Consider the following 22078-nt stretch of genomic DNA (forward strand, 5'->3'; position numbering starts at 1 on the left):
TAGGCTAGAGGGCGCGAGGGCGGTTAGCTCAGATGGCTAGAGCACCTGCCTTACAAGCAGGGGGTCGGAGGTTCGAGTCCTCTACCGCCCACCACCACGCCCCCGTCCGGGGGCGTTCGCTGTGGTAGAAAAAGGAACGGAGCGTAGGCAAGGAGGCCGGATGGCAACAGGCGATACGATGCAGCTCGTGCATCAGGCCCTGCGGGAAAACTCGCTCTTCGCGCGCCTGGACGCCGCGGACCTGGAGCGCGTGGTGCAGATGGCGAGCGTGCGCGAGCTCGCCGAGGGCGAGGCCCTCTTCCACGAGGGCGACCTGGTGGAACACACCCACGTGGTCGCGGACGGGCTTTTGCGGGTCTACCAGGTGGGGCCCAAGGGCAGCCGCCAGCTGGTGCTGCACATGGCCGGCCCCCCCGAGAGCATCGGGGAGATCGCGGTCTTGAGCGAACGCCAGCACTACCCCGTCACCGCCGAGGCGGCGCTGCCCAGCCGGGTGGTGCGGGTGCCGCGCGAGGGCATCCTGCAGCTGATGGAGGAGCGCCCCCGCTTCACCCGGGCGCTGTTGCGCTCGGTGGCCGAGCGGCAGTTCGAGCTGCTGCTGCTCTTGCGCCGGGTGGCCTTCTTCGAGGTGCAGTCCCGGCTGGCCCAGTACCTGCTCGAACAGCACGCCACCCTGGGCCCGGGCTTCCCGCTGCCCACCAACCCCGAGCTGGCGGCCCTCCTGGGCACCGTGCCCGAGATCGTGAGCCGCACCCTGAGCCGCTTCTACAAGCAGGGCTGGATCCGGCTCGAGGACCGCCGGGTCTGGCTCGAGAACGAGGTCACCCTGATCGCGGTGGCCAAGGGCTAGGGTGCCGGAGCCTCGCTTCTGGATCGGGGTCGCCTCGCGCGACCACGTGCGGCGGGGCGTCGGGGAGGGCTTCGCCCAGCTGAACCACGGCAAGGCCCGGGCGCTCGAGCGCATGCGCGCAGGCGACGGCCTGATCTACTACTCGCCGGTGGAGCGCTTCGGAGAACGCGAACCCTGCCAGCGCTTCACGGCCATCGGGCGGGTGGTCGGCGAGGTCTACCGGGTCGACGCCGGCGGCGGTTTCCGGCCGTACCGCAGCGACGTGGCCTTCTTCGCGGAGGCCCGCGAGGTGCCCATCCGCCCGCTACTGGAGGCGCTTGACTTCATCCACGACGCGCGCCGCTGGGGCTACGCCTTCCGCTTCGGCCACCTGGAAATCGGCCGGGAAGACTTCGAGCGGATCGCCCGGGCCATGCTGGGCGCGCCGCCGGCGTTTTGAGGCGCGGCCGTCGCCCGCGGCCCCGGGAACGCCTGGAGCCCCCGCACCGCGCGGGGGCTCCGGTTCCGACTCCGGGGTTCAGTAGATGTCGTTGGCCGTGTTCCAGACGTTGAACTTACCCGTCGGGGTGCGCACCCAGTCGCCGGTGATGCGCGTCTTCTCCTGCAGGGTCACGCTGTCGTAGACGACGATGAAGGTCGGCGTGTCCTTGTTGCCCCAGGCCGAGACCCAGAACTCGCTGCCGTCCTTGTTGAACTCGATGTGCACCATGCGCGCCTTCAGCTTCTTGGCGCCCGGCACCTCCCAGCAGATCGGGTCCTTCTCGAGGTCTTCCTTCTTCCAGGCGCAGAGCGTGGCGTTGGCCTCGGGGGTGGGGGCGACGGTGAAGTCGACGATCAGCCAGGGGCTCTTCGGGTGGGTCTTGATGAAGAGGTTGCCCGGGTAGGGCGTCTCGATCATCTTCACGACCTTCCAGGCGTAGTCGGGGTGCCCCTTGGGGTCGGTGCCGATGACCGCGATCTTGTTGTCCTTGATGTGGCCGGTCGCCCAGACGGGGCCGTACTTGGGGTGCACCCAGTTGGCGCCGCGGCCGGGGTGGGGCTTGTCGCCCACGGGGATGCTGGCCACGAACTCGCCCGTCTTGGCGTCGATGACCACGATCTTCTTGGCCGCGTTCGCCGCCACCAGGAAGTAGCGCTTGTCCATCGCCCAGCCGCCGTCGTGGAGGAAGCGCTCGGTGTCGATCATGCGCACGTTGATCGGCTTGCCCTTGAGGCCGATGTTGGCGTAGTCGACGAGCCAGGTCTGGCCGCCCTCCTTGATGTTGAGGATCCACTCGGGGCTGAAGTGCGAGCTCACGATCGAGGCCACGCGGTTCTCGCGCAGGAACTCGCCGGTGCTCTTGACGTAGCCCTGGGTGGAGACCATCTTCAGGGGCTCGAGCGTCTGCCCGTCGAGGATCACGAAGTTGCTGGGCCAGTAGCAGCCCACGACGGCGTACTTGCCCTCGTACCCCTCGTACTTGCTGGTGTCGATGCTGCGGGCGTCGAGGCAGACCTTGGCCTCGGCCACCAGCGTCGGCTCCTTGCTCCAAAGGTCGATGATCTCGGCCTTGCCGTCGCGGCCGATCACGTAGAAGTAGCGGCCGTCCTTGGACGAGCGCAGGATGTGGGTGGCGTAGCCGGTGGGCAGGATCTTGACCAGCTCCTTGGTGTCGCCGTCGACGATGGCCACCTGCCCCATGTCACGCAGGATCACGCCGAAGAAGTTCTGCCAGTTGCGCGTCGTCTCCGGCTGGGTGGGCCGCTTGCTCACCGGGACGTAGACCACCCAGTTGTTCTTGATGTCCTCGAAGGTCCAGGGCGGGGGCTCGGGGACCGGCGAGAGCAGGAACTTGGCCATCAGGTCGATCTGCTCCGGGGTGAGGATGCCGAGCTTGCCCCAGGCGGGCATGCCCCCGAAGCCGTTGGTGATGATCGCCTTCAGGTAGTCCACGTTCTTGCCGGCCGCTTTGAGCTTGTCGGGTTCGAGGTTCTTGCCCGTCGCGCCTTTGCGCAGCACCCCGTGGCACCCCGCGCATTGCTGGAAGTAGATCTTCTTGCCCTCTTCCATCTGCTCGGGGGTGAGCCCCTGCGCCACGGCCAGGGCCCCCAGGGCCAGCGCCGCCAAACCTACCGTTAACGCCTTACTCCATCGCATACCTACCTCCTTCTCGCTTCCTCCGAAGCGTCGGAACCTAGGCCTGCAGGAACGCACGGCGCGGTTGCGGTCGTCAACCTATTGTAACCCACCGCACTATCGCAGCGCGGCCACCTGCGCCGCGTCGACCGCCCCGTAGGCGTTGCCCCAGCTCGTGCGCACGTAGCTGACCACCGCCGCCACCTCCTCGTCGGAGAAGCGGCCGCCGAAGGCCGGCATGGCCGTACCCGGGACGCCGTTCAGCACCGCACGGATCACGAAGTCGGCGTCGGCCAGGGCGTCGTTGCCGGCGAGGGCCGGGAAGACCGCCCCCATGCCCTCGCCGTTCGCGCCGTGGCAGCTCGCGCAGTTCGCGCCGTATAGGCCCGCCCCGTCGACCGCGCCCGCCTTGGCCGTCGGCGCCGCGGCCGCCACCGAGCGGGCGATCTTCTGCACGTTCGTCGGCTGGTCCACGGCCGCGCTCTCGGCGCGCACCGCGATGTACCACGAGACCACGACGACGAGCAGGAAGAGCAGCACCGGCAGCAGCCCGTAGAGCACCGGGCTGGGGGGCTTGGGGTTCTCGCGCTCGACCTCGTCGACGAGCTCGACCTCGACGGGCGCCCGCAGCGGCGCCTGGCTGATGTGGCCGGCGAAGACGTTGTTCTTGTGGCTGACGTCGAAGACGTACTGGTGGTGGTCCTTGGCGCCGCCCTGGTAGTGGGTGACGACGGTGAGGACGTGCTCGCCCTCGCCCATCTCCGCCGGGTCGAGCCGGACGTTGAACGGCGGCTCGGTCACGACGACCAGCGGCTCGCTGGCGTCGTCCAGGTAAACTTCAACGCGAACAATATCCATGGTCACCTCCTAGTGGACGTGTTCCTCGGGTTCGTACTCGGCATGGAAGTTGACCACGACCCACCACATCCCCTGGGGGATGAAGAGGTAGGTCACGGCCGAGAAGAGGATCAGGTTGACCCAGAAGCGGTCCAGGTACCCCGTCGCCACCATGCCGACCGCGGAGAGCACCTCGGCGGCGGCGAAGAGGTAGGACAGCTTCACCAGCCAGGGGCGCTCGAAGAGGCGGCCCATGGCGTAGAACATCGCGTACAAACCGGCCGTGAGGACGAAGAAGAAGCCGTAGATGATGATCGCCCCGACCATCTGCGCGATCTCGTGGCTGCTAATCATGCGCGCCCTCCGCGGTGTTCGCCGTCCGCTTGCGGCCGATGGTCAGCAGGTCCCAGACGAGCAGCACGTAGCCGAGCAGGAAGAGCATCCCCATCCAGAACCGCCACCAGTGGGTGTTGGTGTACCAGGGGTGGGTGTAGGACTTGATGAAGGCGTTCCAGGTGCTGCCCAGCTCGGCGCGCTCGATCATCGTCTGCGCGAAGCCGGAGATGGTGAAGGAGGCGACGATGCCGATGATGCCGAAGACCAGCAGCCCCCAGGCCCACGGCCAGAGCTTGGAGTTGAGCGGGATCTGCACCCGCTTGCCGATGTTCTGCACGGCGATGTAGACGAGCGTCATCACCGTGCCCACGTAGGCCCCGAAGAAGGCGAAGTGGCCGTGCGCCGCCGCCAGCTGGGTGCCGTGGGAGTACATGTTGACCTGCGGCAGGGTCTGCATGAAGCCCCAGACGCCGGCGCCGATGAAGTTGCCGAAGGCCTGGGTGACGGCCCACATCATCGCGGGCTTGTTGATGGTGTGCAGCCGGTGGGCGCCGGCGTCGTAGACGGCGTGGACCACCATGGCCACGAGCGGCAGGGGCTCGAGCGCCGAGAAGAAACCGCCCAGCCCGATCCAGTACTCGGGGGTGCCGATCCAGAAGTAGTGGTGCCCGAGGCCGAGGATGCCGGTGCCGAAGACGAGGGCCACCTCGAGGAAGAGCCAGGTCTCGATCAGCTTGCGCGGGGTGCCCAGCAGGTACATCAGGCTCCAGCCCATGACCACGCCGACGAGCACCTCCCAGGTGGCCTCCACCCACAGGTGCACCACCCACCACCAGAGGTACTGGTCCATGGTGACGTTGACGGTGTAGTGCATGCCCGCGGTGTAGAGCGCGCCCAGCGCCACCAGGTCGAAGATCAGCACGCCCAGCAGGCCGGTGATGCGGCGCGCGGCGAGGGTGGTGGCGACCACGTTGAAGAGGAAGACGGCCACCCAGGCCACGATGGCGAAGTCGGCCCATCTTGGCGCTTCGATGTACTCGCGCCCCTCATTGATGAACCAGAGGGTGAAGGCGGTGCCGGGGCCGATCTGGACGATCAGGTAGACGAGGACGACGACGGTGACGCCGGCGACGATCACCCACCAGATGAACTTCGCCAGCTTGATGCCGACGACCTCACGCCCGGTCTCGATGGGCAGGAACCAGTAGACCCCGCCCATCATGCCCACCAGCAGCCAGACGATCATGGCGTTGAGGTGGACCGTGCGGTTGGTCATGAACGACAGCTTCTGATAAAGGAAGTTGGGATCGATGTACTGATAGGCCAGGATCAGCCCGAAGATAATCTGAGCCCCGAAGAGCGCAATGGCCACCACGAAGTACCAGATGGCCAGCTTCTGCGACTCGTAGAGCTCGCCGGGTTGGCGGTGTGCAAACGTGCTCACAGCATCCCTCCCTTACTGAGCCACCCCGAAGCGCGGGGGAAAGCCGTTGGTGTCGATGGCGGACATCCACTTGAGGAAGGCCACCAGGGCGGTCGCTTCTTCGTCGGTGAAGTGCAGGTTGGGCATGCGCCGCTGGCCCTGGGGGTACTTCTCGGGGTTCATCAGCCAGGTCTTCATGGCCTCTTCGTGGGTGGTCGCCCCCACCATGGGCATCACCCGCTCTTCCCACCAGGGGTCGAGCCAGGCCCGGGTCAGGTCGGGCGCGTAGTAGGCGCCGTTGCCCAGGATCTGGTGGCACTCCATGCAGTTGCGGCTCTGCAGCGTCATCTTGCCCTTGTTGACTAGGGCGAAGGCCTCCTCGGGGGAGTAGACCTTGCCGAAGAAGCCGGTCTGCTCGCCGATCACCGGGACCTGGCGGCGCTTCTCCTCGTTCCAGACGAGGCCGATCTCGTGGTTGATCACGGTCCAGGTGGGCACCTGGCTCGCCCCGGGGCGCACCTTTTCGGTGGTGTCGAAGGTGAGCCACATCAAGATGAAGAGCATGATCAGGCTGCTCACCACCGCGGCGTTGCGCCAGAAGGTGGGCGAGAGCCAGCCGTAGCCCCGGCTCAGCACCAGGGTGATCACGACCGAAAGGAACACGGCCGCGACCGCGATCTGAATCCAGCTGTAGTCCATGCTGACCTCCTTTCCACTATGGGCACTGCGTCACGGTCTGAGTATCCGGTGAAAAGAAGCCGGGCGTCCATGACCTAGGTGGAGGGACATATGTCCGAAGAATCTTTTGACGAACGGAAAAACGCGCGCCGCGGCGCGCGTGAGAGCTTCCTCATCTTGCCGGGGCCGCTCTAGGGCTCGCCCTCGCCCCCCAACCGCTGGATCTCCTCGATGAAGCGCTCCACGCTGTCGAACTCGCGGTAGACGCTGGCGAAACGGATGTAGGCCACCTCGTCGAGCTCGCGCAGGAAGGCCATGGCCCGCTTGCCGATCGCCTCGGTGCTGATCTCGGGGGCGTCGATCTGGTCCTCGAAACGGTAGGCGAAGCGCTTGAGCCGTTCGGGGTCGACGGGGCGCTTCTCGCAGGCGAGCAGCAGCCCCCGCAGCAGCTTGTCGGGGTTGAAGGCCTCCTGCACCCCGGAGCGCTTGCGCACCATCAGGGGCTCGAGCTGGGGGCGCTCGTAGGTGGTGAAGCGGCGGCCGCAGGCGGCGCACTCGCGGCGGCGGCGGATGGCCAGCCCCTGGTCGGAGGGCCGCGAGTCGACGACCCGCGTGCCTTCGGAGCCGCAGTAGGGGCAGTTCATGGCTAGGGCAGCTCGCTGAGGATGTCGTAGAGCTCGGGCGGCTGCGGCGGCTGGGGCAGCTCCACGCCGATGACCTCGCCGTGGATGCCTTCGGAGACGGTGGAGCCCAGCGCCACCACCGCCCGCGCCAGCGGCAGGTCGTACTCCTCGCCGGCGGCCTCGCGGCTGGGCACCACGCCGTTGACCCGCACCGTCTTGGGGAAGACCCGGGTCGAGCCCTCGATCAAACCCCGCATCGCGCCGCGGATGGAGGCCACGTGGGGTTCCTGGTTGTCCGCCGGGGGCATGACGACGACGACGAAGCCGCCCCCGGCCAGGTACTTCAGCCCGTGCTGCAGGGTGTAGAGGCTCGACTTGACGTCGGCGTTGAGCAGGTCGTACCACTCGCTTTCGAGCAGCTCGACGAAGGGGGTCTGGCTGACCGTCTGGGCGACGTGGACGATGCCGTCGAGCATCCCGTAGAGCTCCTCGATCTTGCCGAAGGTGGTGGCCACGTCGAGACCCACGGACATGTCGCCGCGGATGGGGATCGCCGTCGCCCCCAGCGCTTCCACCTCCGAGGCCACCGCGGTGGCCAGCTCCACGTCGGGGTCGACCGCGACGACCGTCGCGCGGTTGCGCCCGTAGGCGTGGGCGATGGCGCGGCCGTAGCCGCGGCCGGCACCGGTGATCATCACCACCCGGCCGGTGAGCCCCAGCAGGTCTTCGCGGGCGTCGGGGTTCATGCACCCACCTCCGCTTCCTCGCGCGGCCGCGGCTCCGGCCGCGGCCGCGGCACGATCGGGGTGTGGGCCTCGGGGTAGAGGCCACGGCCGTGCTCCTCGTAGAAGGCGCGCATCTTCTCGAAGTCGGCCTCGAGGTCGCCCGTCGGCACGAACCAGCCGCCGATGCCCACCTCGCGCCGTTCGTAGTTGATGTAGCCGAGCGCGATCGGGACGCCGGCCTCGAGCGCCATGTAGTAGAAGCCGGTGCGCCAGTACGGGGCGCGCTTGCGGGTGCCGTCGGGGGCGATCACCACCACGCCCGACCCCGGCGCCTTCAGGTAGTCGGCCATCTGCCCCACGAAGCCGCGGGTGTTCTTGCGGTCCACCGGGATGCCCCCCAGCCAAACCATCACCCGCCCGATCACGGGGGGAAAGAGCTCCTTCTTGCCGATCCACTTGAAGGGCAGCCCGGAGGCCCAGCCCCAGAAGAGGGCGGGGAAGAAGTCCCAGTTCGAGGTGTGGGGGTAACCGACGGCCACGAACTTAGGCGCGTCGGGGAGGTTCATTACCGGCTTCCAGCCGGTAACACGGAGCAGCCAGCGCCCCAGGCGCTGCAGCCAGGTGGGGGGGTTCTTCTCGGTCATCGCTGTTTCTACTACCCTAACGCATCCGGCCCGGAATTTGGGAAAGGGCGCCCGCGCCCGAAACCCCGGGTAGGATACCGCAGCCGCGCCCGCTTGGCTACGCCCTTTTGGGGGGTCGGCGCCCCGCCGCGCCTCAGGGGACGGGGTAGCGGCCCGGCTCGGGGAAGGGGGTGGACGAGAAGAGCTCGTTAGTGCGCACGAAGGCGAGCATGAAGCGCGAGAGCACGTCGAGCTGGCTCTTGTGGGCGAGCACCGCGGCGTGCTTGGCGTTTCGGGCCCCGGCGTCGAGGGGCAGCCGCCTCCAGTCCAAGCCGCGGCCGCGCGGCGCAGGCTCGAGCGCCAGCTGCGGATGGTACCCCTTGGGCAGCGGCCACTCCAGCCCTCCGTGGACGATCCAGTAGCGCAGCCGCCCGACCTGGCCCCGCCGGCCCGCCACCCGCTGGGCGAAGTAGGAGGTGGCCTGGTGGTCGGGGTGGGCGTCGCGCGGTGAGGGCAGGTAGACGCGGGTGGGGTCGACCCGGGCGAAGACGGCGGTCAGGTCGCGCTCGAGCGCCTCCCCGGTGTAGGGCGCCCCCCGGCGCAGCGTGCCCGGATAGGCCACCGCCTCCAGGTGGGTGAAGGGCGAGCGGTAGGGGACGTAGAAGTTCTCGAGGAAGAGGGGGCGCAGGCCGCGGTCGGGGTAGCCCAGGAAGAAGAGGTTCGCCTGCGGCACCCCCAGCTCCGCCGCCGCGGCGCGCGCCTCCCGCATGCGCCGCTCGCCGAGGGCGCGCAGGTCCTCCGGGCGCACGCGCCGGCCGCGCCGGAGCACCAGCTCGTCCATCTCGAAGCCGTCGCCGCTCGTCATCCAGGCAACGTAGACCTCGGCGCCGGCGTCCAGCGCCTGGCGGATCAGCCCTCCGCAGCAGAGCACCTCGTCGTCGGGGTGGGGGGCCAGCACCAGCACCCGCTCGCCCGAACCGGGCGCGGCGGCCTGCGGCAGCCGCTCGACGTGCGCCCGGCCCCACCAGGCGTAGGCGTACTGCAACCACGACGGCGCGTTGACGACGGCCGCCAGTACGAGCGTGAGCAAGAACAGCCCGGCGAGGAGTCGGCGCTTCACGGTACCCGCATCGTACCGCTCCTCACGGCCGGGCGCTGTCGGAAAGCACCTCGAAGGTCTCGAGCTCGTTCGGACCGCGGAACGCCTCGCGGGGCAGCGAACCGGCGCGGGCGTGCCCCTTCTTGAAGGCGTCGCTTTCCACCCAGGCTTCGAAGGCCTCGCGGCTCTCCCAGAAGGTCTGCACCAGGTAGGGCTGGGTGGCGGGGTCGGCGGGCCGGAGCACCAGGTTGCGCACGAAGCCGGGGGCGGCGTCCACGGCGCGGGCGCGGTCTTGGAAGCGGGCCTCGAAGGCCGCGGCGTACTCGGGGTGAACCGGAATCCGGTTGATGGTGACGAACATGTTTCCCTCCCGCCCCCAGTCTACGGGCCGGGCCGACGCGGTGGCGGTGCGGCGTGGCCTTGGGTGCCGGCAAAGCGGCGGTGCGGTGCCGGTGCGACCGTCGAAAGCGCGGTCGGGGCGGCGCCGGCCGCCAACCGGGCAGGCCGTTTCCTGGCGTCCCGCCGGGCGGGGCCGGCTCCGGGGAACGGCCGCCGCGCCTGCGGACTTGCTAGAATACCCCCGATGCGTATCCGCCCGTTCGCGCTGCTGATCCTGCTCCTCGCCGCGGCCCTGGCCCAGGCGCCCGGTCCGCGGGTGCTGCTCCAGCTCGGCGAGTTCGAGGCCGCCTGGACCCGGGGACGCGAGGCGGACCGGTTGGACGACCTCGCCGCCGCCGCCGAGGCGGCCAACCTGATCGCCCAGTACCGGGCGGAGACCGACGCGGAGCGGCGGGCCTGGCTCGAGCGCGCGCAGGAAACCGCGCGCCGCGCCGTCCGGCTCTTCCCCGACGCCGCCGAGGGCTACTACCAGCTGGCCCACGCCCAGGCCGAGGTGATCCGTTTCGTGGGCGTGCTCGCCAAGCTCGGCCTCGCCAGCGAGATCAAGCGCAACCTCGAGCGCGCCCTCGAGCTCGACGCGGGGCACGCCCGCGCGGTCATGGGCCTGGCGCTGTGGCACCTGCAGCTGGCTAAGCGGGGCTTCGGCTGGCTCTACGGCGCCTCGCTGGGCGAGGTGGTGCCGCTCTTCGAGTGGGCGGTGACGCTCGAGCCCGCGAGCATCGAGATCCGCAAGAACTACGGCTTCGCGCTGATGCAGCTGGGCCGGCGCGAGGCCGCGCGCGCCCAGCTCGAGCGCGCCCTCGCGCTGCCGGTGCGCAGCGTCCCCGACCGGCTGCACCACGACCGCGCGGCCGAACTGCTGCAGCAGCTCCTGGCCGCGCCCTGACCCCACCCAAACGCAACCGCGTCCGAACGGGTGTAACGCCCGTGAAACGCCCCCCGGCCTAGCCTGGATCCGGGAGGTGAAAGGATGCGCAAGTTCGCCTGGCTCTTCGCGCTGGCGCTCTTCCTGGCCGCCTGCGGCGGCTCGGGAACCCCGCCCGGCGGGAACGCCTGCCCCGACCCCGCCGTCTTCGATAACGCGGCCTGCACCTTCGACGGCGCCGGGACCAAGTTCGGACCCTAGACCCCAAGCCCTCGATAAGACCGTGAGGTGATTCGTATGCTGCAAAAAACCAAGTACGTCTTCCTCGGCATCTTCATCGCGGCCCTGGGCCTGTGGGGCCTGGCCGTGACGATCCCCAACAGCTTCTCGAGCGGCGAGGTCGTGAGCGCCGCGAAGATGAACCAGAACTTCCAGGCCCTTAAGGACGCGGTGGACGCGCTGGAGGCCAAGCTGGCCGCGGTGCCGCCAGGCCAGCTTACCCTGCCCAGCCAGCAGGGGAAACTTGCCTACGCCTGGATATATTCTGATGGAACGGCGGACAGCGACTACCAGTTCAACTCCGCCGGCGGCGCGATCACGGGGACGAAGCTGGCCACGGGCCAGTACGAGGTGACGATCCCCAACATCGCGCTGAATCCTGGCGGGAACGTGCAGGTCACGGGCTATGGTAGCTTGCCCCTCTTCTGCAATGTGGGGAGCTGGGGTACCATCGGGTCGGACACGAAGGTGAAGGTGTACTGCTTCAACACCGGCGGCACCGCCGCCGATTCCAGCTTCTCCCTGCTCGCGGTTCGCTAGGCCAGGGTTCGCACGCCCGGCCCCTGGACCCAGGGGCCGGGCTCGCTTTCGGCGCGCTGTGAGGAGGAACAAGCGCGTTCCGGTTCTTTTCCGGTACCCTTTGACGGCCCCTCTGCACGAGGTCGCGTTGCGTTCGTGGCCCGCTACCTGGCCATCGTGCGCGTGGGAATGCGCCGGGGGTGCCGTTACTCTAGGCGGCCGCGAGTTAACGGCGCGCAGACCTCGATGGTCGCCCCGCTCTTCGCGCTCTAGGTCAAATGGCCGCGCGCCGCGCCTGCGGAAAGGGGCTCACACCCGACGAACCACGATCGCCGGCGCGGGCTCGGGCCAGCCTCCGGGCCCGCGCGCGATCACCTCGTCCAGGCTCCAGCGCGCCGCCCACAGCCGCTTGAGCGCCCACAGCGCCTCGAGCGGCCCTTCGGCCTCTTCTTCCCCGCCGCCCCCGGGCCGGCGCAGCACGAACCGCCCCGCGGGCGGCAGCGCCGCGGTGAAGGCCTCGGCGCGCTCGGCCACCAGGTAGGAGCCGCGCACCAGCACCCGGGCCGCCTCGGCCGCCCGGGCCAGCGCCTCCTCGTCCACCCGCACCCCCCACACCCCGGCGAAGAGGCGCTCGATCTGGAAGCGCAGGTTGTTCAGGCGGTAGAACTCCTCCTCCACCCACGCGGGCACCACCCAGACCGCCGCGCCCTCGAGCGCGTCCAGCCCGCCCTCCCACTCGGCCAGGGGGACGAGCGGCCGCAAGCGGAGGTCATCGTCACGAAACACCGCAGTGCTCCTTCATCCGCGCGTCCAGCGGCGGGCGGGCGCCGCGCCGCGCCACCACCCAACCCGAGACGACCACGGCGAATCGGGCCGCCTCCTCGGGGCCCTGCCCACGCGTCCAGCGGGCCAGGAAGGCGCCGGCGAAGGCGTCGCCCGCGCCGGTGGCGTCGGTGGCCTGGTCGGGGGTGGGCGGCAGGTAGGTGAAGCGGTCGCCCGCGCCCACGAGCGCCCCCTTGGCGTCGAGCTTGAGGGCGACGACCGCGCCGGGGTAGAGCGCGCTCAGCCGCCGGGCCATGGCCTCGGGCTCGCGCTCGCCGGTGAGGACGCGCCCTTCGTCGTAGTTGGGAAAGACGACGTCGAGCCCCAGCCCCGCGGTCATGCGCACGAAGGCGGCGGGGCCGGTCTCCTCGATGAGCTGGAAGGAGGCGGGGTCGAGCGAGAGCGTGCGCCCCGCACCCTTGGCGCGGCGGGCGGCGGCCAGGGCGGCGCGGCGCGGCGGGTCGGTGAAGAGCGACCAGCCGGTGAGGTGCAGGTGGCGCGCGGCCTCCAGCTCGGGCGGCAGGTCCGCGGGGGTGAGCAAGAAGTCGGCCCCCTGCCCCGAGACCATGGAGCGCTGGCCGGTGTGGTCCACCCAGACGGCCACCACCCCGGTGGGGCGGCTCGAGGTCTCGCTGAGGCGGTGTTCCACCCCTTCCTCGTCCAGGTTCTCACGGGCCAGCTCGCCGAAGCGGTCGCGCCCGATCTTGCCCACGAAGCCCGCGCGGGCGCCGCAGCGGCGCGCCCAGACGGCCACGTTGGCGGCGCTGCCGCCGGGTTGCAGCTCCACCTGACCGAAGGTGTCGCCGCCGGGGGCGAGGGGGGCGTCGGTGTGGATGAGCACGTCCCAGGCGAAGTCGCCCAGGGCCAGCACGTCGAGGGGTTCGCCCATGGCCCCAGCCTAGCAGCTAGGCGTCGGTCTCGGCCCAGAGGTAGTGGGCCGCCGCCGAACGCCAGGGGCGGAAGCGCTCGCCCAGCGCCTCGACCTCGGCGCGGGTGGCCAGCCCGTAGAGGCGCTCGGCCTGGCGCACCATCCCCAGGTCGCCGGTGGGCCAGACGTCCATCCGCCCCAGACTGAAGATCAGCACCATCTGCGCGGTCCAGGGGCCGACGCCGCGGAGCCTGACCAGCCGCGCGGCCGCCACGTCGTCGGGCAGGCCCTCCAGGCCCTCGAAGTAGCCTTCGCGTTGGGCCTCGGCCAGCCCCACCAGCGCCCGGCCCTTGGCGCGCGCCAGCCCCAGTTCCCGCAGCCCCTCCTCGCCCAGCGCCAGCAGCCGTTCGGGCTCGAGCCCCGTCGCCTGCTGCACCCTCCGGAACATCGTCCGCGCCACCGCATTCGAAAGCTGCTGCCCCACCACCGCCCGCACCAGCGAGGGAAAGACGGGGTGCAGCCCCCAGCGGTAGGGGCCGTGGCGCTCGATCAGCCGGGCCATCACCGGGTCCCGGGCCAGGTGGGCGAGCGCTTCGGGGTGGGCGGAGACTTCGGAGAGGTGCATAAGCGGTGCGTGGTTCGTGGTGCGTGGTTCGTGGTCGCAGGTGGAGGACGAAACCACGCACCACGTACCCGATACCACGTACTAGCTTTCGAACTTCACCCCCTCCACCGTCGTCACCTTGCCCTGGTAGAGGAAGCTCACCTGCCGCAGCGCCGCGGCCAGGTCGAAGGGCGTGAGCGCGCTGGTGCCGTCCTCGGGCAGGACGACCTCGAACCAGCGCAGCGCCGCCGAGCCGGCGGTGTGCAGCACGCAGATGTTGGCCACGGTGCCGACCACGACGACGTGGCGGATGCCCCAGAGCCGGAGCAGGTGCTCGAGCGGGGTGCCGTAGAAGGCGTCGTAGCGCAGCTTCTGGATGCGCGTCTCCCCGGGTAGGGGCGCGAGCTCATCGACGATCTCGGCCCCCCAGGTCCCGGCCACCGCGTGCCGCGGCCAGATCCGGAACTCGGGGTCGTCCTCCGCGTGCCAGTCCTGGGTGAAGACGACGCGCACCCCCGCGGCGCGCGCCTTTTCCAGCAGCGCCTTGATTCGGGGAATCGACTCCGCGGCGCCTTCCACGAAAAGCGCCCCGTCGGGGTGGGCGAAGTCGTTCTGCATGTCCACCACGACGAGCGCCGTCTCCGCAGCCGGCAGCCGCACCTCGGGTTCGCGGGGAATCTCGGGAACGTCCACGGTCATGGCACGTTCACCTCCTCACCCTAGATTCTGCCCGACCGGCCGAGCCCCTTCCAGGCCGCGGGCAGCAGCGCCGCGGCCAGCCCCGCCTTGAGCAGGTCGCCGAGCGCGAAGGGGTAGAAGCCCAGCGCCAGCAGGCCCGGCAGGCTCACCGGCTTGCCCGCGAGCAGCGTCCAGCCGGCGAGGCCCGCGAGGCCGAAGGCGTAGATCGCCGCGCTGGCCGTCAGCATGGCCAGGAAGGCCGCGATCGGCCGGCGGCCCGAGTCGAAGCGCTCGACCAGCGCCCCCGCGAGCCAGGCGGCGAAGGCGAAGCCCAGCAGGTAGCCGCCCGTCGGCCCCAAGAGCCAGGCCACCCCCGCGCCCCCGCCGGCGAAGACGGGCAGCCCGGCCGCGCCCGCGGCCAGGTAGAGCCCCAGGGCCTGCGCCCCCAGGCGGCTTCCCAGCGCCGCGCCCACGAGCAGCACGCCCAGCGTCTGCAGGGTGACGGGCACCGGGGTGAAGGGCAGGGGCAGGGCCACCTGCGCCAGCAGGGCCACGAAGCCCGCGCCGGCGAGGACCGCCAGGACTCTGCTGCGGGTGCCGCTCAGGTCGATCAACGAAGGAACCAGCGCCGTCGATGGGTTCATACGAAACCTCCTATCCATTCCACGTCGCCCGCGCTCACGCGGGTCCGCTTGCCCCGGGGCGTCTTGAGCACCAGGGAACCGTCCGTCTCCAGGTCCACGGCCGTGCCCTCCTTGGGGCCCGCCGGGGTGTGCACCCGCACCGTGCGCCCCAGGGTGACCGTGCGCGCCCGCCAGGCCGCGCGCACCGGTTCGGGGTCGGGCAGGGCCAGGTACAGGGGCTCGAGCGCCGCCAGAAAACGCGCCAGCACGTCGGCGCGCTCCGCCGGAGCGAACTCGGCAAGCCCGGCCGCGTCTTCGAGCCCTGGGGGCTCGAGGTTCAGCCCCACCCCCAGCACCAGGTAGCGCACCTCCTCGCCGCGCAGGTCGGCCTCGACGAGCACCCCCGCGAGCTTGCGCCCGTCGGGGGCGAGCAGGTCGTTGGGCCACTTGAGGCCGCCCACGCCGGCGGCCTCGGCCAGCGCCACCCCCGCGGCCAGCGAGACAAGCGGCAGCGCGACCAGGGGCAGCTCGGGCCGGAGGACGAGCGAGAAGTAGAGGCCGCCCGTGGGGCTCAGCCAGGTGCGGCCGCGCCGGCCGCGGCCGGCGGTCTGGCGCTCGGCGACGGCCAGCGCGCCCTCGCCGGCGCCCGCCTCGGCGAGGGCGCGGCCGGCGTCCTGGGTGGAGGTCGTCTCGGCCAGGTAGACGACCTCGTCCAAGAGCGGACCCGCGTAGCGCCGCAGCAACGGCCGCGGCGCCGGCGTCCCCGGCCGGAGGCGGTAGCCGCGCGGCCCCGACTCGATCGGGTACCCCGCCCGCTGCAACCGCTGCACGCGCTTGTGCACGGCCACACGGCTCACCCCCAGGCGGCGGGCCAGCGCCTCGCCGCTGGTGAAGGCCTCGTCGAGTTCGAGCAGCAACGCGTCGGGTCGCATCGTTAACCAGTATCGCATCCCCGGGTTAACCCCTCAACTCCCATGCCCCCTTAACCGCCAGCCGGTAGACTCGGGCTATGCGACGACTGCTCATCGCCCTCGGGGCGTTTTGGGGCCTCGGCCTGGCCGCGGGCCTGGTGCTGCCCTTCGACGGCCCCGGCGGCCGCGCCCTCGCGCTGGCCCTGGCCGACCGCGTGGGCGCCCCCTCTCCGACGATCGCCCAGCTGACCCTGCCCGATACCCCCTGGCCCCAGGGCTGGGGCTACGTCCTCGACGACCCCCACGGACCCGCGGGGGCGCGGCTGGCCTACGAGGCCAGCGCCGCCGACTGGGTGCTGGTGGGGCGCGTGACCGCGGACGGCTGGCTCGACGCCCACCTCTACGGCCCCGCGGGACCGGAGCGCGCGCGCTTCAGCGAGCCGCAGCTGCTCGCCGACTGGCTCGCGCTCAAGGTGGGGGCCGAGCGCCGGCCGCTGATCCTGGAACCGCAGCTCGACGGTCCGCTGAGCCGGCTGCTCGACGGCGACGTGGAAGGCGCGGCGCGCGCGCTCGCGGAGCTGACGCCGCGGGCGCGGGCCCGGCTCGAGGCCGAGATCGCCGCGGTCAAGGGCCTGTTCGCCCACGGACCCGACCTGGCCGCGCTGGGGCTGCCCCCGGGCGTGGTGGACTACTGGGCCCACCACAAGGACCCCGAGGCCATGGCGGACGCCGGAATGGGGCCCGTCTGGAAGGCCTTCTTCCCCATCACCCGCGACGACCGCCCCGCCGCCCGCGAGCGCGCCCTGGCGCTTCTCGGCTCCGACCGCGCCCTCGACCTGGCGGGGGCGTTGCTGCTGCTGCGGGCGCTCGACGACCCGGCCTGGGTCCAGGCGGCGCGGCGGCTCACCGCCGCGGCCCCGGAGCTGACCCTGGGCTGGGAGGAGCTCAGCTTCGCCGCCTTCGACGCCGGCGACGCCGACGAGGCCGCCTACGCCCTCGAACGCGCCCTGGCCCTCGACCCCGAAAACGACCTCTACTGGACCAACCTGGGCTGGGCGCGTTACCTGCAAGGCGACCTGCCCGGCGCCATCGCCGCCTCGCTGCGGGCCATGCGGCTCGCGCCCAACCCCACGGCCGCCTACAACCTGGGCCTCTTCTACGCGCTCGCGCGCGACCACGAGCGCGCCTTCGACCGCTACCTGGAGGCGCTGCGAATCGACGACGAGGGCGTCACCCCGATGGCGCTCGAGGACCTGGCCAAGACCCACCGCACCGACCTGCTCTACTGGCAGGGCTTCCTGCTCGAGCGCACCGGCCGCGCGGACGAGGCCCGGCAGGCCTACACCGGCTTCCTGGCCGAGCACCCCGACCACCCGCTGGCCCCGCTGGCGCGCGAGGCGCTGGCGGCGCTGGAGCGCGTCCGGACCCGGCTCGAGCTGCTGGGCTTCCGCCTGGGGCCGCTGGACGTCGGCTTCGAGATCGGCACCGGCGAGGCGGTGCGCCCGCTCTTGCGCGCCGAAACCGACGGCTACCTGCCGAGCGCCCCCGTGGAGGTCGAGGTGCGCTCGGACGCAGGCGTGGTCGCCCACGGCCGCGACGAGGTGACCCTGCCCCCGCTCACCTCCGACTGGACCCGCGAGCTCGCCCCGCTGACGGTGTCCGAGCCGGGCCGCTACCGCGTCACCGTCCGCTACGCCGGCCAGCGCGTCGAGGCGGAGCTGCGCGTCCGCCCCGGCCACCTGGCGCGGCGGCTTCTGGGGCAGGAGGTCGTCCCCCTGGGGCTCGGGGGCACGCCGCTGCTCGCCCCCGAGGAGCTGGCCGCCCCGGACGGCACGGACCGTCTGGTCGCCGCCGTGCTCGAGGCCGTGCGCGCGGCCGCGCCGAACGCCGAACGCGTCGAGCGTTTCGCGAAGCCGCTGCCCGCCGGCCCCTTCCAGGGCAAGAGCGTGGCCCAGCTGATGGCCACCGCCGACGCCGGGCTGGTGCGGCGCTTCCTGACCGCGGCGCTCGAACAGCCGCAGCTGCTGCTGGAGCAGGACGCGGTCAACGCCTTCGCCGCCTGGCTGGCCGAGCTGCGCTGAGCCCGGGGCGAAAAAATGTTCATATCCACCCCACGGGGTGGATATTTTTTGGGAAACTACGCAAGGGGGTCCATGAACGAAACGGTTTCCCGAGAATTCGAAGACGAAATCAGCCTGTCGGATCTGTTCGAACTTCTTCGCAAATACGCGCTCCTCGTCCTGCTCGCCGCCGTCTTCGCCACCGCCCTGGCCTTCGTCGTCAGCGCCCGCGAGCCCAAGGTCTACCGCGCCACCGCCAAGGTGATCGTCAGCTTCGAGAGCACCGCCCGGGCGGCCTCCGAGGTGGTGATCGAGCCGCCGCCGCTCGACCTGAGCACCTACCAGGAGGTCGCCCGTTCGCCCGAGGTGCTGGAGCAGGCGCTGGGCCGCCCGCTCGACCCCGAGACGCTCGCACGGGTGACCCAGCGCTACCGCATCGACACCATGGAGGGCCGGCGCTCGGGGGTGCTGCTGCTGCGGGTCGAGGCCGAGGCGCCCGACCGCGCCGCCGCGGCCGCCAACCGCTGGGCCGAGGCCCTGCTGGCCTGGGAGCAGGAACGCGCCCTGGGCACGATCCAGCGCCAGAAGAAAGCGCTCAGCGCCCAGCTCGCCGCGCTGGAGGGCGAGCTCGCCAACCTGGACCCGAAGAGCGAACGCTACCTCTCGCTCGCCCTGCTCAAGGCGCAGATCCAGCAAAAGTACGACCAGCTCGAGGTGCTCGAGGCGGGGACCCAGCCGCGCCTGCACCTGCTCGAGCCGGCGCGGCCGCCCGCCGAGAGCGTCCGCCCGCGGCCGCTGCTCAACGCCGCGCTCGCGGGAACGCTGACCGCCTTCCTGGCCGTCTTCCTGGCCTTCTTCAAGGAGGCCGTCTCCCCCTACCTGCGCGACCCCGAGGAGGCCGCCCGCCTGAGCGGCCTGCCGGTCCTCGCCGAGTTCCCGCGGATGCCGCCGCGGCCGGGGGTGGAGCTCCCCCACGAGACCGCGCTCTTCCTCAAGACCGGGCTCAAGCCCTCGCTGCTGGCCGACGATCCCTCCATCGTCCTGGTGACCAGCACCGTGGAGGGCGAGGGCAAGACCTCGGTGGCCCTGGCGCTGGCGCACGCGCTGGCCCAGGAGGGCAAGCCCACCCTGCTCGTGGACGCGGACCTGCGCGTGCCCGCGCTCCAGGAGCGGCTGCGCCTGCCCCAGGGGCCGGGGCTGCTGCAGGCGCTCTCCACCCTGGAGGACACCGCCCGCCAGATCGCCCCCAACCTCTACGCGATCACCTGCTCCGCGCCGCCCCACGACCCCGCCGAGATCCTGGGGCAGCACTTCAAGGGCTGGATCCGCTTCCACTCCGAGCGCCGCGCCTACCGCTACATCGTCATCGACAGCGCGCCGCTGCTCCCCGTCGTCGACACCCTGGCGCTCGCCCCCCACGCCACCGCGCTGCTGCTCGTCGCCTCCGAGGGCAAGACCTCCAAGAAGAACCTGACCACCGCCGTAGGGATCCTCCAGAACATCGGGGTGCGGCCCACCGGGCTGGTCATGAACCGCGTCCGCAACCCCAGCACCGTCTTCGTCGGGGGCTACGGTTACGGCTACGGAAACGGGAAGCGGAAGCGGCGCGTCCGCGCTTGACCGCGCCCTTTCGCTGGGCTAAACTTGCCTGTGGACCGCAGCCTGGCGGTGTAGCTCAGCTGGTTAGAGCACACGACTCATAATCGTGGAGTCGGCGGTTCAAGTCCGCCCACCGCCACCAGAACCGGGGCCGCCCAGCGCGGCCCCATGCGCTTGGCTAGGGCTCGAGCCGCACGCCCCCGGCGCCGCCCACCACCTCGTAGTGCACCACCTCGGGCTCGAACTCGAGCAGGAAGTCCTGGTCCTCGGGGTAGTACTTGGCCCGCTCGATCGGTTCGCCGGCGAAGGCGCGGATGGCCTCCAGGTCGGTCCAGTAGGTGAGGGTGACGAAGTGCACCGCGTCGTCGGCGGGGCGCTCGAGGACGAACACCCCCAGGTTCCCCGGGGTTCCGCGGTAGTCGGGCACCGCCCGCTCGTTCAGGAAGTCGCGGTAGGCCGCGGCCTTTTCGTGCGGAACCCGTCCGTGCCACATTCGTACGATCATGCTTCCTCCTTTCGGCCCGCGCGCCGCCCCAGGGCGAACGCCGCGAGCGCCAGCGCCCCCAGCACCGCCGCGGTCCCGAAGGCGGCGCTGAAGGCCTCGGGCGGGTAGGCGCCGTCCGTGCGCGGAAAGCGCTGGATCACCGCGCCCATCCCCCACTGCACCAGGAAGGTGCCGCCGATGCCGAAGAGGTTGACCGCGGTCGTGGCCCGCCCGGTCAGCTCGATGGGAAAGACGAGCCGCGCGTAGGCCAGCAGGATCACCCCCACCGTCCCGGTGTAGCCGAGCGCGAAGAGCAGCACTCCCAGCGCCGCCGGTCCCAGGCCTCCCGCCCCCCAGGCGAGCACCCCCACGAGGGTCACGAAGCCCGCCCCCAGCGCCAGGATCGTCGGCGGCACGCCCACGCGGTCGGCGATCCAGCCGGTGCTGAGAAAGCCCACGAGGGCGCCGAAGCTGAGCACGAAGAGCAGGTTGCCCACGGTGATGGGGTCAAAGCCGTGCACCTGGTAGAGGTAGGGCCCGGCCCAGAGCGTCTGGATGCCCAGGAAGGCGCCCACCACGAAGAGGTTCATCCCCGCCATGCTCCAGAAGACGGGGCTCGAGAGCACCGCCAGCAGGCCGCCCGCGCGCGGTCCGGGCTCGAGGCGGTCGCCCTGCGGGGTGTTGCGCACACCCAGGGCGATGGCCAGCGCCACCGCGAAGATGACCCAGCCGCCCCATAAGAAGACGTTGCGCCACCCCAGCACCTCGGCCAGCCACGCCAGCGGCGTGCCCGAGGCCAGCGCCCCGGCGCTCCCGAACCCCACCAGCCAGCCCGCCACGGTGGCGAAGCGCCCGGCGGGGAACCAGCGGCTGAAGGCCTTGTAGGCCCCCATGAGGATGCCGGCCATCCCCACCCCCAGCAGCAGCCGGCCCAGCATCAACCCCGTCACCGTGTGCGAGGCCGCGAAGACCCAGCTCCCCGCCGCCCCCACGAGCATCAGCCCCGGCGTGACCCAGCGCGGACCCCAGCGGTCCAGCGCCCCGCCGAGCGGCAGCTGCACCGCGGCGAAGGCCAGGTAGAAGAGGCTGGTCATCAGCCCCAGCGTGGCCGCGTCGAGGCCCAGCTCGCGGGTCAGGTCGGGGGCGATGACGGCGTTGGCGGAACGGAAGAAGTAGGAGAGGAAGTAGGCGAGGGTAAACAACACGAAGACGCGCAGACTACCGGGCATGCGCGCATTCTAACGCCCCAGCCGAGACGGCGAAGCGCGCTTTGCAGTGCGCGACGCGAGAAAGCCTGCGGCAAGGGCCCGTGGAAATCCGCTTGCGGCCTGCGGCTCGTGGCCTGTGGGAATCGGCGCGTAGCTCGTGACCTGCATTTTTTTGTTTTTATCCAGGCGATCAGGGCTTCGGTCGGGTTGCCGCGCAATAAGAAGCCCCCTGGGGGAAGGACGGGGTGGGGGGGGTGGTTGGCGTTGATGAAGCCAAGCGTTCACCTTCTGCGTCGCAACAAACCTACGCCCTCCCCCCACTCCCCACCCCCCGCCTTCCGAACGGCGAACCCCCCTCCGGTTGCTTCGCAACCACCTCCCCCAAGGGGGAGGCAGGAAAGGAGGTACCTGATGCGCGGTGCGCGGCGAAAAAGAAGCCTGCAGCCCGTGGCTTGCGGCCCGTGGTGCTCCTTGTTTTGTTGCGACAAAAGCTTTTGCTCCGGTCGCAGCGCAGTCAGGCACCCTCCCCTGGGGGAGGGCCGGGGTGGGGGTTGTAGGCGCCGATGAAACCGAGCGTTTTACCTTCCGCTCCATAAGAAACCTACCTCCCACACCCCACCTCCTGAACAGCGGCCTGTGGCTGCCTCTCCCGAGGGAGGAAGAGAATGCGGTGCGTGGAACATAGTGCGTAGTGCGTGGTGCGCGGCATGTGATAAAAGAAGCCCGTGGCCTGTAGCCTGCGGTGTTTTGATTGCGCGGCGATAAAAAATCCTTTGGTCCGTTCGCGGCGTGACAAGAAGCCCTCCCCTGGGGGAGGGCCGGGGTGGGGGTTGTAGGCGTTGCTTTAGC

At 70.8% G+C, this 22078-nt stretch carries 25 protein-coding genes and 2 tRNA genes; 9 read left to right on the forward strand and 18 right to left on the reverse strand.

Going from position 1 to position 22078, the window contains the following annotated elements:
• Nucleotides 1-17 precede the first annotated feature (17 nt).
• From OCEPR_RS10765 to OCEPR_RS10775, 3 genes are all read left to right on the forward strand, one after another.
• Nucleotides 18-94, forward strand: a tRNA-Val gene (locus tag OCEPR_RS10765).
• 66 nt (nucleotides 95-160) lie between these two features.
• Nucleotides 161-850, forward strand: a complete 690-nt coding sequence (locus tag OCEPR_RS10770; protein ID WP_013458752.1) for a Crp/Fnr family transcriptional regulator — start codon at nucleotides 161-163, stop codon at nucleotides 848-850.
• Between the two features lies 1 nt (nucleotide 851).
• Nucleotides 852-1289 (forward strand): EVE domain-containing protein, encoded by a 438-nt coding sequence (locus OCEPR_RS10775; RefSeq protein ID WP_013458753.1) that lies wholly within the window; start codon nucleotides 852-854, stop codon nucleotides 1287-1289.
• Between the two features lie 78 nt (nucleotides 1290-1367).
• Here OCEPR_RS10775 and OCEPR_RS10780 read toward each other — a convergent pair whose 3' ends face one another.
• The 10 genes from OCEPR_RS10780 to OCEPR_RS10825 form a co-directional block, all read right to left on the reverse strand.
• Nucleotides 1368-2987, reverse strand: coding sequence for a nitrite reductase (locus OCEPR_RS10780; RefSeq protein ID WP_013458754.1), 1620 nt, complete (start codon nucleotides 2985-2987; stop codon nucleotides 1368-1370).
• Nucleotides 2988-3083: 96 nt separating this feature from the next.
• On the reverse strand, nucleotides 3084-3824 hold the full coding sequence (locus OCEPR_RS12360) for a c-type cytochrome (RefSeq protein ID WP_013458755.1): 741 nt from the start codon (nucleotides 3822-3824) through the stop codon (nucleotides 3084-3086).
• 9 nt (nucleotides 3825-3833) lie between these two features.
• Nucleotides 3834-4157: a hypothetical protein gene (locus OCEPR_RS10790; RefSeq protein WP_013458756.1), complete on the reverse strand. Its 324-nt coding sequence runs from the start codon at nucleotides 4155-4157 to the stop codon at nucleotides 3834-3836.
• Entirely contained in the window at nucleotides 4150-5583 is a 1434-nt protein-coding gene (locus tag OCEPR_RS10795; RefSeq protein ID WP_013458757.1) for a cbb3-type cytochrome c oxidase subunit I, read from the reverse strand. Before OCEPR_RS10795 ends, OCEPR_RS10790 begins: the two co-directional genes overlap by 8 nt.
• 12 nt (nucleotides 5584-5595) lie before the next feature.
• Nucleotides 5596-6261 (reverse strand): c-type cytochrome, encoded by a 666-nt coding sequence (locus OCEPR_RS10800; protein WP_013458758.1) that lies wholly within the window; start codon nucleotides 6259-6261, stop codon nucleotides 5596-5598.
• Between the two features lie 170 nt (nucleotides 6262-6431).
• The gene (gene nrdR / locus OCEPR_RS10805) at nucleotides 6432-6884 is read right to left on the reverse strand and encodes a transcriptional regulator NrdR (protein ID WP_013458759.1); all 453 of its coding nucleotides are present in this window, start codon (nucleotides 6882-6884) and stop codon (nucleotides 6432-6434) included.
• 2 nt (nucleotides 6885-6886) lie between these two features.
• Nucleotides 6887-7609: an SDR family NAD(P)-dependent oxidoreductase gene (locus OCEPR_RS10810; RefSeq protein ID WP_013458760.1), complete on the reverse strand. Its 723-nt coding sequence runs from the start codon at nucleotides 7607-7609 to the stop codon at nucleotides 6887-6889.
• The gene (locus OCEPR_RS10815; RefSeq protein ID WP_013458761.1) at nucleotides 7606-8232 is read right to left on the reverse strand and encodes a 1-acyl-sn-glycerol-3-phosphate acyltransferase; all 627 of its coding nucleotides are present in this window, start codon (nucleotides 8230-8232) and stop codon (nucleotides 7606-7608) included. The genes OCEPR_RS10810 and OCEPR_RS10815 overlap by 4 nt, the downstream gene beginning before the upstream one ends.
• A 133-nt stretch (nucleotides 8233-8365) precedes the next feature.
• Entirely contained in the window at nucleotides 8366-9331 is a 966-nt protein-coding gene (locus tag OCEPR_RS10820; RefSeq protein WP_013458762.1) for a PIG-L deacetylase family protein, read from the reverse strand.
• Nucleotides 9332-9353: 22 nt separating this feature from the next.
• On the reverse strand, nucleotides 9354-9671 hold the full coding sequence (locus OCEPR_RS10825; RefSeq protein WP_013458763.1) for an antibiotic biosynthesis monooxygenase family protein: 318 nt from the start codon (nucleotides 9669-9671) through the stop codon (nucleotides 9354-9356).
• Between the two features lie 222 nt (nucleotides 9672-9893).
• Between OCEPR_RS10825 and OCEPR_RS10830 the strand changes: the two genes are divergently transcribed.
• The 3 genes from OCEPR_RS10830 to OCEPR_RS10835 all read left to right on the forward strand — a co-directional run bounded on the left by OCEPR_RS10830 (nucleotide 9894) and on the right by OCEPR_RS10835 (nucleotide 11393).
• Nucleotides 9894-10595, forward strand: coding sequence for a tetratricopeptide repeat protein (locus OCEPR_RS10830; RefSeq protein WP_013458764.1), 702 nt, complete (start codon nucleotides 9894-9896; stop codon nucleotides 10593-10595).
• 84 nt (nucleotides 10596-10679) lie between these two features.
• A complete protein-coding gene (locus OCEPR_RS12610) occupies nucleotides 10680-10835 on the forward strand; it encodes a hypothetical protein (RefSeq protein ID WP_013458765.1) in 156 nt (51 codons plus the stop codon).
• 36 nt (nucleotides 10836-10871) lie between these two features.
• Nucleotides 10872-11393, forward strand: coding sequence for a hypothetical protein (locus OCEPR_RS10835; RefSeq protein ID WP_013458766.1), 522 nt, complete (start codon nucleotides 10872-10874; stop codon nucleotides 11391-11393).
• A 288-nt stretch (nucleotides 11394-11681) separates the two neighbouring features.
• Here OCEPR_RS10835 and OCEPR_RS10840 read toward each other — a convergent pair whose 3' ends face one another.
• The 6 genes from OCEPR_RS10840 to OCEPR_RS10865 form a co-directional block, all read right to left on the reverse strand.
• The gene (locus tag OCEPR_RS10840) at nucleotides 11682-12158 is read right to left on the reverse strand and encodes a hypothetical protein (protein ID WP_013458767.1); all 477 of its coding nucleotides are present in this window, start codon (nucleotides 12156-12158) and stop codon (nucleotides 11682-11684) included.
• Entirely contained in the window at nucleotides 12148-13083 is a 936-nt protein-coding gene (locus tag OCEPR_RS10845; RefSeq protein WP_013458768.1) for a carbohydrate kinase family protein, read from the reverse strand. The genes OCEPR_RS10840 and OCEPR_RS10845 overlap by 11 nt, the downstream gene beginning before the upstream one ends.
• A 16-nt stretch (nucleotides 13084-13099) precedes the next feature.
• Nucleotides 13100-13687 (reverse strand): DNA-3-methyladenine glycosylase family protein, encoded by a 588-nt coding sequence (locus OCEPR_RS10850; RefSeq protein WP_013458769.1) that lies wholly within the window; start codon nucleotides 13685-13687, stop codon nucleotides 13100-13102.
• An 81-nt stretch (nucleotides 13688-13768) separates the two neighbouring features.
• A complete protein-coding gene (locus OCEPR_RS10855; RefSeq protein ID WP_013458770.1) occupies nucleotides 13769-14365 on the reverse strand; it encodes a cysteine hydrolase family protein in 597 nt (198 codons plus the stop codon).
• 20 nt (nucleotides 14366-14385) lie between these two features.
• Nucleotides 14386-14988, reverse strand: coding sequence for a biotin transporter BioY (locus OCEPR_RS10860; protein WP_013458771.1), 603 nt, complete (start codon nucleotides 14986-14988; stop codon nucleotides 14386-14388).
• Entirely contained in the window at nucleotides 14985-15899 is a 915-nt protein-coding gene (locus OCEPR_RS10865; RefSeq protein ID WP_041554248.1) for a biotin--[acetyl-CoA-carboxylase] ligase, read from the reverse strand. Before OCEPR_RS10865 ends, OCEPR_RS10860 begins: the two co-directional genes overlap by 4 nt.
• A 77-nt stretch (nucleotides 15900-15976) precedes the next feature.
• On the opposite strand from OCEPR_RS10865, the gene OCEPR_RS10870 reads away from it, so the two are divergent.
• The 3 genes from OCEPR_RS10870 to OCEPR_RS10880 all read left to right on the forward strand — a co-directional run bounded on the left by OCEPR_RS10870 (nucleotide 15977) and on the right by OCEPR_RS10880 (nucleotide 19679).
• Nucleotides 15977-17959 (forward strand): tetratricopeptide repeat protein, encoded by a 1983-nt coding sequence (locus tag OCEPR_RS10870; protein WP_013458773.1) that lies wholly within the window; start codon nucleotides 15977-15979, stop codon nucleotides 17957-17959.
• Between the two features lie 72 nt (nucleotides 17960-18031).
• A complete protein-coding gene (locus OCEPR_RS10875; protein ID WP_013458774.1) occupies nucleotides 18032-19558 on the forward strand; it encodes a tyrosine-protein kinase domain-containing protein in 1527 nt (508 codons plus the stop codon).
• Between the two features lie 44 nt (nucleotides 19559-19602).
• Nucleotides 19603-19679 (forward strand) — tRNA-Met (locus OCEPR_RS10880).
• A 36-nt stretch (nucleotides 19680-19715) separates the two neighbouring features.
• Here OCEPR_RS10880 and OCEPR_RS10885 read toward each other — a convergent pair.
• Together OCEPR_RS10885 and OCEPR_RS10890 are read right to left on the reverse strand one after the other, a co-directional pair.
• Complete coding sequence (locus OCEPR_RS10885) at nucleotides 19716-20042, reverse strand: antibiotic biosynthesis monooxygenase family protein (protein ID WP_013458775.1); 327 nt, start codon at nucleotides 20040-20042, stop codon at nucleotides 19716-19718.
• A complete protein-coding gene (locus OCEPR_RS10890; protein ID WP_013458776.1) occupies nucleotides 20039-21250 on the reverse strand; it encodes an MFS transporter in 1212 nt (403 codons plus the stop codon). The genes OCEPR_RS10885 and OCEPR_RS10890 overlap by 4 nt, the downstream gene beginning before the upstream one ends.
• Nucleotides 21251-22078: the final 828 nt, after the last annotated feature.

The sequence above is a fragment of the Oceanithermus profundus DSM 14977 genome, assembly GCF_000183745.1.
GTDB classification, from domain to species: Bacteria; Deinococcota; Deinococci; order Deinococcales; family Marinithermaceae; genus Oceanithermus; species Oceanithermus profundus.